Origin of the sequence: Bullifex porci (assembly GCF_009695635.1) — a bacterium.
GTDB lineage: Bacteria > Spirochaetota > Spirochaetia > Sphaerochaetales > Sphaerochaetaceae > Bullifex > Bullifex porci.
Genome location: NZ_VUNN01000004.1, coordinates 1 through 12,160 on the forward strand (window position 1 = coordinate 1; position 12,160 = coordinate 12,160).

12 protein-coding genes are annotated in these 12,160 nt (G+C 35.3%); 1 reads left to right on the forward strand and 11 read right to left on the reverse strand.

All coding sequences use genetic code 11. From position 1 onward, the window contains the following. Positions 1-177 precede the first annotated feature (177 nt). From FYJ80_RS03165 to FYJ80_RS03195, 7 genes are all read right to left on the reverse strand, one after another. Entirely contained in the window at positions 178-897 is a 720-nt protein-coding gene (locus FYJ80_RS03165) for a carbohydrate ABC transporter permease (protein ID WP_154424678.1), read from the reverse strand. 13 nt (positions 898-910) lie between these two features. Beyond that, entirely contained in the window at positions 911-1,819 is a 909-nt protein-coding gene (locus FYJ80_RS03170) for a carbohydrate ABC transporter permease (protein WP_154424679.1), read from the reverse strand. A 51-nt stretch (positions 1,820-1,870) separates the two neighbouring features. Continuing rightward, positions 1,871-3,145, reverse strand: a complete 1,275-nt coding sequence (locus FYJ80_RS03175; protein ID WP_154424680.1) for an ABC transporter substrate-binding protein — start codon at positions 3,143-3,145, stop codon at positions 1,871-1,873. 27 nt (positions 3,146-3,172) lie between these two features. Then, a complete protein-coding gene (locus tag FYJ80_RS03180) occupies positions 3,173-4,147 on the reverse strand; it encodes a LacI family DNA-binding transcriptional regulator (protein ID WP_154424681.1) in 975 nt (324 codons plus the stop codon). Beyond that, a complete protein-coding gene (locus FYJ80_RS03185; protein ID WP_154424682.1) occupies positions 4,144-5,679 on the reverse strand; it encodes a sulfatase-like hydrolase/transferase in 1,536 nt (511 codons plus the stop codon). Before FYJ80_RS03185 ends, FYJ80_RS03180 begins: the two co-directional genes overlap by 4 nt. A 117-nt stretch (positions 5,680-5,796) precedes the next feature. Then, entirely contained in the window at positions 5,797-5,979 is a 183-nt protein-coding gene (locus tag FYJ80_RS03190; RefSeq protein ID WP_154424683.1) for a hypothetical protein, read from the reverse strand. A 77-nt stretch (positions 5,980-6,056) separates the two neighbouring features. Continuing rightward, the gene (locus tag FYJ80_RS03195; protein ID WP_154424684.1) at positions 6,057-6,929 is read right to left on the reverse strand and encodes an Rpn family recombination-promoting nuclease/putative transposase; all 873 of its coding nucleotides are present in this window, start codon (positions 6,927-6,929) and stop codon (positions 6,057-6,059) included. 232 nt (positions 6,930-7,161) lie between these two features. On the opposite strand from FYJ80_RS03195, the gene FYJ80_RS03200 reads away from it, so the two are divergent. Beyond that, a complete protein-coding gene (locus FYJ80_RS03200) occupies positions 7,162-7,827 on the forward strand; it encodes a GntR family transcriptional regulator (RefSeq protein WP_154424685.1) in 666 nt (221 codons plus the stop codon). Between the two features lie 2 nt (positions 7,828-7,829). Here FYJ80_RS03200 and FYJ80_RS03205 read toward each other — a convergent pair whose 3' ends face one another. From FYJ80_RS03205 to FYJ80_RS03220, 4 genes are read right to left on the reverse strand one after another with little or no spacing between them, the layout of a single operon-like run. Further along, positions 7,830-8,792 (reverse strand): uroporphyrinogen decarboxylase family protein, encoded by a 963-nt coding sequence (locus FYJ80_RS03205; RefSeq protein ID WP_154424686.1) that lies wholly within the window; start codon positions 8,790-8,792, stop codon positions 7,830-7,832. 16 nt (positions 8,793-8,808) lie between these two features. Continuing rightward, positions 8,809-10,197, reverse strand: a complete 1,389-nt coding sequence (locus FYJ80_RS03210; protein WP_154424687.1) for a Sapep family Mn(2+)-dependent dipeptidase — start codon at positions 10,195-10,197, stop codon at positions 8,809-8,811. A gap of 7 nt (positions 10,198-10,204) precedes the next feature. Continuing rightward, entirely contained in the window at positions 10,205-11,173 is a 969-nt protein-coding gene (locus FYJ80_RS03215) for an ABC transporter ATP-binding protein (RefSeq protein WP_206360937.1), read from the reverse strand. Beyond that, positions 11,163-12,155 carry an ABC transporter ATP-binding protein gene (locus FYJ80_RS03220; RefSeq protein ID WP_154424689.1) on the reverse strand — a complete coding sequence of 331 codons (993 nt, stop codon included), beginning with the start codon at positions 12,153-12,155 and terminating at the stop codon, positions 11,163-11,165. The genes FYJ80_RS03215 and FYJ80_RS03220 overlap by 11 nt, the downstream gene beginning before the upstream one ends. Positions 12,156-12,160: the final 5 nt, after the last annotated feature.

Consider the following 12,160-nt stretch of genomic DNA (forward strand, 5'->3'; position numbering starts at 1 on the left):
GATGAGCGAGGAATATTTAAGGCTCTAGAAAGGTTTGTTACAGTAATACCAGCTCTATGAGCTGCTACTACATTACGTCTTGTTTGCTCTGGATAGTGATTATACATGTTGTTTTCGTCCTTTTAGAAGAATTTTCATACAATCGGAAAAAAACTTAAATATCAGCTGAAAACACGTTTACGAAAGCTCACCAAGATATCTAAGAGCAATACCAATAGAAAGTGTTCTTAAGCCATCAGTCTGAATTAATGTTGCGGCATGTAGATAATCATCCCAAGTCATGAGAAATGCATAAATTCCTACAGCCAACATACCAGGCTTTACGAGAGGAGTAATAATCTTAAAAAGAATAGTTCCTCTTCCTGCTCCATCAACATAAGCAGCTTCTTCAAGCTCCTTTGGCACGCTAGCAAAGAAAGAGCTCATTAGCATAGCACAAAATGGGAGCTGAGCTGCACTAATAGCTAAGATAAGACCAGGCATAGTGTTTATTAAGTGAACCTTACTCATAAGCGAATATAAGCTAATCATTCTACTTACAATAGGGAACATCTGAGTTGATAACAAAATACCACTCATTATTACTGTCCACTTAAAGTGGAAGCGTGCTAAAGCATATCCTGTAAATACAGCAAATAGCGTACAGATAATAGCAGTAATTCCTGATACTATAAAGTTATTTATATAGTAAACGAAGAATTGATTATTAACTGTAAACAAGGATATATATGCATCTACCGTAGTTTCATTAGGAAAGAAGGTAGGAGGATACATATATGCTTCCATATTAGTCTTAAATGAGGTTGCTAGCATCCAATAGATTGGGAAGAGCAAAAAGAGCAAAATTACTGCTAATATGATGTAACATAGTACTTTAGATAGTGTACGTCCCTTCATTTCGCTCCTCCTTTTAAGTCATATCGTAAGTGCGGAAGCACTTATTATAGATGCCAACTGTAATAATCATCAAAAGCATCCAAATAGTTGTAACAGCTGCACCTGAACCAAGGTTCATACTAACAAAGGCTTCTCTATAAGAGAGAATAGCAAGGTTAGTAGTTGCTCCATCAGGGCCACCACCTGTCATTGTCCAGAATAGAGGGAACTGCTTAAAGTTCTCAATAATAGACATGCTGACAGCAATCTTTATTACTGAAGCCATATAAGGCATTGTTATCGAGAAAAATCTTCTAGTCTTTGATGCTCCATCGATCATAGCAGCCTCTTGAATGTCATCTGGGACATTTTGCAATCCTGCAAGAAGTAAAAGAGTCATCAATGGAATTTGCTTCCAAAGTGCTGCTATACCTACACCTGTTAAGGCACTATCAGGTTGGTTTAGCATTGCAAATTCAGTCACCTTTCCAAAGGTAACTAAGCTTACTAGATACTTTACTAAGCCATATTGAGGCTGGAAGAGCCACATCCAAATGAGTGCTGAAATGACAGTTGGGACAACCCAAGGTGTCATCATAATACTTCTAAAGAAACGTGCACCCTTTATATTTGAATTTAAAACTAAAGCTAATGCCATTCCTAAAACAAATTGAAATACAATAACAAAGACAACAAATACAAAAGTATTTACAACTGCATTTCCTAAAGCATTAGAGGCAAAGAGCTTAATGTAGTTTGCGAAGTTATTCCAGACTCCAGGTTTGCCACTAATAATATTTTTAACCTTGAAATCCTGAAAGCTTTTAATTACGGAATCAACAATTGGGATTAAGATAAAAAAGAGGGCAAGTAAGAATGCAGGAATTAAAAGGCAAAAAGAATAAATCCTGTCCCCTCTATTTTTGGAGTTTAGTTTTCTCATAATAGTTCTCCAAGATATCGGCAGAGCATTAGCCCTGACGAAGGAATTAAATTACTGTAGCTTTAATGCTGCTGCTTTCTTAAATTCTGCAATTGCTTGGTCAACACTCTTATTACTTACTGTAACTGCCTGAGCAAGAGTTGTGAGCTCAAGGTTAAGGTCATTAAGAGCAGGTACTGTAACCTGGTGCTTAACATTTGCAACAGAATTAGCTGCACCCTTTAGAATTGGGTTGTTTGCAACGCCTTCCATACCTTCCATTGAGTATGTTGCTGGATAAGCAGGAGTTACGTTTGCGAGGTAATCACTTAATGTGTCTGCGCTAATTACATATTGAACAAATGCATCAACAGCCTTGTTGTGAGCTTCACCATTATCAACAAGTACGAAGCAGTGTGCACTCATTAAAGATTCACCACTACCATTTCCACCCTTAAGAGGTGCTGCAGAAGCTGTAAAGTTCTTTGCATCAGGATTGATTGAGCTAACACCATTGAAGCCCCAGCTCTGATCGTAATACATTGCAAGCTGACCGAGAGCGAATAAGTTTCTTAAATCCTTAAGCTTAGCATTTTGTGGGTTATAGCCCATTTCATCTAATAAAGCTAAGGTTTCAAATGCCTGTCTAAAGCCTTCATTATCACAAGAGAGGTTACCATTAGCATCTAATACTTCACCACCAAAGTTAAATACCATTGCTGTTAATGCTGTACCACTGATAGCTACACTAGCTGTTGTCTGACCAAATGCATATACCTTGTTACCGTTCTTATCCTTAAGCTGAGAAAGCTTTTCAGCATATTTAAGCATCTCATCATATGTTGTAGGAGGAGTATTTGGGTCAAGTCCAGCTTGAGCAAAGAGGTCCTTATTGTAATAAAGAACAAATGGAGTTACATATAGAGGAACACCGTAAGCCTTACCGTTGATCTCAAAATCAGCTAAAACACTTGGATAGATATCCTTGATAAAGTCAGCACTTAAAACTTCATCAACTGGAGCTGCTAAGCCAGCATCCTCAAAGCCTGGAACCCAGCTTGATTCAGAGAAGATTACATCAACTCTATCACCGCCACCAGCCATGTTGATAACCTGGTTAACGATTTCTCCATATGGTGCTGTTACCCATTCAATCTTATAGTTAGGATATTTTGCTTCAAAGCCTTCCTTTACACCTTCCCAGAATGGGATATAGCCCTGCTCTAGAACTGCATAGTTAGCAACTTTAATAGTTACTTGCTCTGATTCAGCCTTTTCTGCAGAACCACCTGCGAAAAGGGACATAGCAGTTAACAATGACAATAATAAAACCAAAATCTTCTTCATAAAAATCGAACCTCCTTTTGTTCCTTTTTATAAACTTTCTCTTTTTATAAGCTCAGTTTTGAGTTCCGCTCTCAAAACCTGGCCATCTTCCTCTTTTCTTAGCTTTAGTAGCAGGTTTAAAGCACTTTCAGCAATTAAATCCTGTCTAATTCTTACACTCGAAAGAGTTGGTGATGTATACTCACACATCTTTGAGTTGTTAAAGCCAACAACAGAAACCTCCTCAGGTACTCTTACTCCTAAATCCTTTAAAGCTCTAATTGCATATAGCGCAACAGAATCAGTACGAGCGAGGACACCATCAAAATGCTCTTTGCGATATAGCTCTCTAACCTTTATCTCAAGCTCCTCTTGTGTTTTAACTCCACTAATAACTAAAGGCTCTTTAACTACCTCACAATATCCTTGATATCTATAGTCGGTTGGTAAAACCTGTTTATCAGATAAGGAATCGATGTAAACTATCTTTTTCCTTCCTACCTTATTCATGGCATTAATAGCATCAATAGCTCCACCCTTTAAGCCCGTATATATAATTCCATAGCGGCCTTCAAAGACTGGGTATTCATTAATTGCCAATAGTACAGTTGGAATTGATGATGAAATTACACTTTGGATAGATTTAGGCTCCATAGTCCTCGAACCAATAATTACACCATCGAAGTTCCAATCAAGGACCTTCTTTACAAAGGAAGGATCTCCTTTATCTGCAGAGAGTGAAATTATATAGCCCTTACCACTGAGACGTTTTTCCATCTCCCCAATGATGATTCCAAAGTATTCACTCATCATATCATCAGCGATAAATAGAACATGGTTGCTAGTCTTACCCTTTAGCGCACGAGCTATAGGGCTTGGTCTATAGCCAAGCTTCTCTACAGCCTCTAGAACACGCTTCTTCTTTTGGGCATCTACATATCTATTATCGTTGATAACATAGCTTACGATAGTCTCGCTAACGCCAGCCTCTCTTGCTATATCCTTCCTCGTAACGTTCTTCATACAGTTCCTGCTGGCTTTTTATACTTCTTCTTATACCTAACAAATTCTGTTATAGGCATTCCTGTATCGTAATCAAGCTCCTGTAGTTCTCCAGGCTCAGTAACCTTTTGTCTTGTATACCCATCACACTCCCACTCAGGAGAATATTTATCTTTATTCCAGCTTCTACATCTCCACTGATAGCCTCTAAAAGGATCACGAGTTTTATTCATCATATCTAGAAGCTTTTCATGAAGACTATCACGAATTGATGCATACTCAGGATCATCAATATGGTTCTTAAGCTCATAAGGATCATTCTTGCTATCAAATAGCTCATCCTTATCCATTAGATGTATAGCAAGCTTTGCATTATCTGAAATTGCAGCTCTCATAAACTGTAATCCACCAAAGCCATCGTGGTCCTGTTCATAGCGGTGGAACTCAGTAAATACTGTATCGTGTAATACATTGCTCTCAGGATTTTCGATGATTGGTCTCATCGATACTCCATGAAGCTCTCCAGGAACCTTAATACCAAAGTAATCGAGGAAGGTTGGTACTAAATCGATATGAGAAGTAACATGCTCATATACCTTACCAACAGGTGTCTTCATATATGCACCACCCTTAATAATCATAGGAATATGTGCAATTTCCTCGTAAACACTTGGTCCCTTTAATGAAAGAGAGTGAGCACCTAAGGCTTCACCATGGTCAGATGTGTAGATAATCATAGCATCTGGTGCTACTTCTCTTACCTTATCTATTACTCTTCCGATTTCATGGTCTGCAAAGCTATTACAGCCTAAGAAAAGCTGAGGCTTAATCTTTAGCTTTGATTTATCCTCTTTTAAATTATCACCAGCCCAAAGACGTTCAAGCTCTGGCTTATCTTCTAAGGTATCGAAATAGCTTGGAGTTATTGGGAGCTCATAACCCTCATACATACTTGCATATGGTTCAGGACAAAGATATGGCTGATGCGGCTCATCCATACTTACAACAAGGAAGAAATCCTTATCTTTATCTCTTTCTAGGAAGTTAATTGCTCTATCAGCTATTCTATGAGCAAAAGTAAAGGAAGCATCAATACCACCATTTTCTAGAGAAGAGCTCTCTTTTCTAGACTTTCTTCTATCCTCTTCACTTAACTCCTCAAGATAGCAGCGCATATCATACCAGTAATCCTTGTCATATCCTGCTGGACATACTCCATTACCAAAGTAATCACCACCATCTAGGTGCCACTTACCAATATAAGCACTACTAATGCCCTTTGGCTGTAAATACTCACCTATAGTCTTTACACCTGCCCAAAGAGGTACACAGTTAGTAAAGCTACCATTTGAATGAGGAAATCTTCCAGTGAATATCGCACTTCTTGCAGGGCCACATACAGGCTGGCAGGAATATGCTTTATCATATCTAACACCTTCTGCTGCAAGTTTATCGAGTTCAGGTGTCTTCATATCAGGATAGCCATAACATCCTACCATATCCCATCTAGTAGTATCTGTCATGATAAAAACTATCTGTCTTTTTGGTTCCATTTATACTCCTTATACACTCGTGTGTATATTTATTATCAAATCATATTATCTATCTGTCAACGAAAAAATACATATTATTAAATTCTGAGAAAACCTAGTTTATTATTACAAAGATGATTAACGATTTTTTAGATAATCAGATACTTTCTCAACTTCTGCAAGATATTCTTCTACTGTAAGATTTAAACTCATAGCAGCTTGTTCAACAGTTAATAAATGCATATTAACTAATTTATTAGTTTGAGCTAAAACACCCATATTATAGCTTTTTTCTTTCATCTGTTTCACAGCTGGCCACATATTATTATCCCTCCTAGTTTAGAAATAAGCCCCACAAATTAGTGAGGCTAAAGAAGGTAACTTCTAAATACTTTATATTATTTCTTAAGATTCTTTACAGCAGCAAGATATTCTTCTACTGTAAGATTTAAACTCATAGCGGCTTGTTCAACACTAAGTAAATGGATATTAACTAATTTATTAGTTTGCATTAATGCACCCATATTATATCCACTATTATAGCTATCTTCTTTCATCTGTTTTACAGCTGGCCACATCTTTATCTTGCCTCCTTCACTTTTAAATTTAGTATCTAAAGACGATGTTTTATTAAGTATCTTGAAGGTTAAATCCTCAAGTGAGTTAAACATCTCTTCTTGTTCCATATACTCTTCAAGCCTTTTCTTATTGTTTGAATACTTTAGACAGTTTAATAATAATTCTAAATCAGTCTTCAGTAAACCTTTTGGAATTTCACTATCCTCTTTAACATCTAATAGTACATATGAGACGTCATCAATAAGATAGCCAAACTTGTCTAAGTATTCTTTCTCAAACATTGACTTTAACGTTACTGGACTTTTCCATTTATCTCCAGTTAAGTTAAGGACTATAATAATAACAGGTTTAAGAGGTTTAACCTTTTCTCTTAATTGATAGGTATATAGTAATGCTTTAGCTTTCATTGCTCTAACTACCATGGTTTCATCATGATAGCCTTGAGACTCTAAGCCAATCATTATATAGATATTTCTATCATCTTCTTTTAATGATAATTCCTTTAGATTATCAATTAAAACCTCATAGGAGTTATCAGGACCAAAGACCTCTGATCGTACGGGATCAAGCTCTTTGAAGTCACTTGGTTTTGTTACCTCTCTACCTTGGTAAAGAGTATAGTTGACTAAATCACTAAATCTATCGGGTTGGTCAAAATACTCTTTACATATTCTATCTTCTTCTCGTGCCATTAGGCCTCCTTTAGAAGTTAGAAGTACCTTCTATTAATAATAGAGAAAAAAGTTAAAATTTTTACAAATTGGGGTTTTGGATAGAATTAGAGGAGTTGTATTTAAGCCAATTATAATTTAAAAGAAATAAACAATATGCTTACCCTTAAGAAATAAGAGATATAATTTTATTGGGCAATAATAACAACTTGCAACATAAGAAACTCTATTCTAAAATCGATTTAGAGGAATTATGACAGATACTAACGAAAAGAAAACATTGGTCTATCAATCGGTTTTTGCAGATATAATAAGAAGGCAATACAGCCATCAATCCATAATAACGGAAAAGATGCTAATTGATAAATATAATCTAAGTAAATCACCTGTAAGAGAAGCATTAATACAGCTTTGCAGTGATGGAATTCTAGAAAGCTTACCCAGAATTGGCTATAGAATTATTCCACTAAGTATGAAAGATTTATCTGATGCATTAACACTAAGATTATTAATTGAAACGAAAGCACTTGAATACTCTTTCCCTAATATAAATGAAAACAAAATTAATACATTAAAAGTATTACAACAAGAAAAAGAAAGTATTGTTGATGTTAAGGATGTTTATGTACATTGGGAGCTTAATGTTAGGTTCCATATTACACTTGCATCATTTAGCAATAATAAATACTTTACCCAAACATTAATGTCACTAATGAAAACCTGTTTTCGTGGTGTTTATGGTTACTATGAAAACTTTTGGGAAGAAGGTGATAACAAAGGGAATATGCCTTACCATGAAATGCTTATAGAAGCATTAGAAAACAGAGACCTGGAGGAAAGCATAAAAATACTTAAAACCGATATTTCAGATTTAAAATCGTATATATCACTTTCACTCCAGTCTATGGGTTCTATCTGAAATTATACCTCAGATAGAGCCTCTTTAATCCACATTAATCTTTCATATGGGATTTCTGTAGGAAGTGTGCAATCGGCACCAAAAATAAATTTATCTTTACCAAAATCTTTTACAATTTGTTTTACAGTATTTTGAAGTTCTTCTTTACTTCCATCGACAATTACACCTTTTCTATTGGCAAGCCCACCCATAATAGTTTTACCAGGAAAAAGCTTTTTACCAGCAAATAAATCAAGGTTTGTATCTTCATAAATGCCCCAGTTAACAACATCAGCATAATCAGCATAGCTTCTATATCTATCCATAGCTAAGCCATCCTTACACATATGTAAGAAGCTATACATTCCATTATCTTTAATTGCTTTAAGCATTACTTTATCATAGCTAGCAATAGCTTCTTCAAACTCTTGATCAGTGAAATAACGCTTTTCAGCGCCTAAGGACGCATAGTAAACACCATCAACTCCAAGTTTAGCCATTTCCTCAATTAAGATAATCATGGTATCTGTAATTATTTTTGCAGCTTCTGTATATGCTTTTTTATTTTCTCTAAAGCATTTGAGATGCTCCATTCTTACCTCTTCATATCCAATCTGTGGCTCAAATGGGTGAATCATTGAAGCTAAAGTACCATGTAGGGTTCCAAGGAAGAATGTTTCATCTGGAGATTGGTCGATGATTTTCTTTATTAAATCAAGCTGAGCCTGAATAAAAGCATCCTTCACTGTATGTTTTGGTAATTCACCCCAAGATGAAATACCATGGTATTTCTCAAACTGAGGGACTAAGTTTTCGTTCATTATTTTCATAATATCAACACCAGTATTTTTATAAAAATCTAAGTGTGATTTAACAGCAGCATCACCAAATGCAACCTCCTTTGGGAAATGAATTGAGAATGTCATTGGGACATGATCAACTCTTTTTCCTTCAATTGCATTTATTACACGTTCTTTGTTTGTCATATAAACTCCTCTTTAATTAAATAATCTTATCTATCCCTATTAATGCTAAAATTGCAGCTTTGATATCAGCTAACAATAAAGAAAGAAGAATACACTCATCACTTTGGTGTCCATGCCCCTTTCCAGCTTCAAATAGGTTTGGTGCATCTTTTAAACCAGGACCAAATCCAAGGGCAAATGGAAGCTTTCGACAATATGTTCCACCTCCCATTGTGTAAGGTTTAAAATCCTTTTTATGAATATGCTCAGCAATAGAACATAAAAGCTTTACAATATCGCTATCTAAAGCGGTATATGATGGAGAAGAACTGCTTTCAAGGTTATAGGACATACCATTCTTACTAGCAAATTCTTTAATCTTGTTATCAACACTATCGATAGAAACGGTAACTGGTGTTCTTGTATCAAAAGATAGATAAATAGTATTATTATCAAACCTTAAAATAGTTCCCATTGATGTGAGTTTTCCTGATGGTTCATCAGATATATCAATACCAAGTCCTTCACCATAACTCTTTGATACACACTGATAAAAAATAGAGAAAGTTTTATTTAATTCATCATCACCTGTGTCTAGCTTAGAAAGAGCATAAAATAGATTTTTAACTGCATTATCTGACTCTTCCGGGAAAGCTGCATGTCCAGCTTTTCCATAAGCTTTTATCACAGTATTTGAATCTATATATTCACACTCAATATTCTTTTCATCAATTCTATAACACCCCTTTAAGGTTGCTGTTGCATATGCTGGAACGGCATTAATCACTTCTCCAGCTTCCATATTTAAAACAGCTGATGAAACCTTTTTAGAAAGGGTAAATCTCATATTTCCTTTTTCACCATGGCAAACGGGGAAATCAGTATCAGGAACTATAGAAAAATATGGGACTTCATTACTTTTTTTGTAAGCCTCAATATCATCCATTCCTGTTTCTTCAGCAGCTCCATAGAAAAGCTCTACTGGATGGTTTAAAGAAATAGAGTGTTCTTTCAAATATCTAAGTGCATAGAGTGATGCAATAGCAGCTCCTTTGTTATCAGCAACTCCTCTTCCAATTACAAATCCATCTTTATATGTCAATTTATAAGGTGGATTAATCCAAGATGAGCCTTCAGGGACTACATCCAAATGGTTAAAAATTCCAATCTTTTTATTTTTTGTATTTCCATATTTTATAAGTAGATACTTATCCTCAGGATTTACGCAGTTAAAACCATAAGATGATGCAATCTCTTTTGCTTTAACTAAAACATCATGACAGCCCTTTCCATATTTAAATCCATCTTCATCTTCTTTTGAAACACTTTTAATCTCAATTAATGAAGCTAAATCCTTTAAATAGCTTTCTTTATTTTCTTCTATCCAAGAATCAATTAATGATTCTAAATTTTTATCAAATTCCATATCATCCTCATACCTTGTGGCAAGCACACATATGGCCACAACCAATATCTCTTAATTCTGGTTTTTCTTTTCTACATCTCTCATCCGCATAAGGACAGCGAGTATTAAAATAGCAACCCTTAGGTGGATTAATTGGAGAAGGCACATCGCCTTCTAGGACAGAGATTTCTCTTTTCCTTCCTACTTCTGCTATAGGAACAGCAGATAAAAGAGCCTTAGTATATGGATGAGCTGCATGGCTGTATAGTTCATCCTTTTCTGCAAGTTCTACGACCCTACCTAAATACATAACAGCAATTCTATCGCTGATATACTTAACTACAGATAAATCATGGCTGATAAACATATAGGTTAAGTTTTTCTCTTTTTGTAAGGTATTTAAGAGATTTAATACTTGAGAACGAACAGAAACATCAAGAGCTGAAACAGGTTCATCACAAACTACAAATTCAGGATCAAGAATAATTGCTCTTGCAATAACTATTCTTTGTCTTTGACCTCCGGAGAATTCATGCGGATAACGATTTAATTGCTCTTCAGTTAAGCCAACTTGCTTCATAATTTGAAAAACCTTTTCCATCCTCTCACTCTCATTTCCAATGTTAAAAACATCAAGGGGAGCTTTAATTAAATCTTTAACTGTCATACGAGGATTTAATGAAGCATAAGGATCCTGAAAGACAAGCTGTAAACGCTTACGCATCTGTCTCATATCTTCTTTTGATAGAGAAACTAAATCAGTTTTATCGTAAATTACTTTACCACTTGTAGGTTCCGTTAAACGTAAAATAGAGCGTCCTAATGTTGATTTACCACAACCTGATTCACCAACTATACCTAAAGTTTCACCTTTAAATATATCAAGAGATACATTATCAACTGCATGTACATAGCTTAGAGGCTTTCCAAAGAAACTTTTCTTTGAAATGAAGTTCTTTGTAAGATTTTCAATTTTTACAAGAGTCTTATCTTCCATTTGTTCGCTCCTCATATTTCCAGCACCTTACTTTATGTCCATTCAAATCAAAAAGTGGAGGTTCTTTTTCAAAGCATTTCTTACAAGTCTCTGAGCATCTAGTAGAGAATCTACACCCCTTTGGCATATCTGTAAGGCTTGGTACGCTACCACTTATTGTAAAAAGCTCTTCATTTGGATTTGTTGATAGTTTTGGAATAGATTTCAATAACCCTGATGTATATGGGTGTAATGGACTTTCAAATAGACTCTTTGCATCAGCATATTCCATCTCTTTTCCAGCATACATAACCATTACATAATCAGCCATCTCAGCCACTACACCCATATCATGTGTAATCAATATTATTGAGGTATTATTCTCATTCTTTAAATTATTCATCAGCTTCAAAATCTGAGCTTGAATAGTAACATCCAATGCTGTAGTTGGTTCATCAGCAATTAAGAGTTCATTATTTCCTGCAGAGAGTGCCATTGCAATCATAACACGTTGTCTCATGCCACCTGAAAGCTGATGGGGATATTCCTTCATTCTCTTAGCAGGCTCAGGAATTCCAACATCTGTTAAGATGCTTAAAGCCTTTTTTTCAAGTTCCTTTTTATCAATATTTGGCGAGTGAACTTTAATAGCCTCTATAACTTGTTTTCCAATTGTCATTACAGGATTTAAACCTGTCATAGAATCTTGGAAAATCATAGAAATCTTATTCCCTCTGATTTTTCTAATACCATCTTCATCAAGCTTTAGAATATCGACACCATCAAATAGGATTTCACCTTCCTCAATAGTACCGGTAGTCTTAGGAATCAAGCGAAGAATAGAAAGAGAGGTAATACTTTTTCCACAGCCTGATTCACCTACTATACATAGACATTTACCCTTTTCAACAGAAAAAGATATTTTATCGACGGCAGTAACCTTACCTTTCTTTCCTGTAAATACAGTTTTAAGTCCTTTAACTTCTAATATTTCATTACTCATATCTT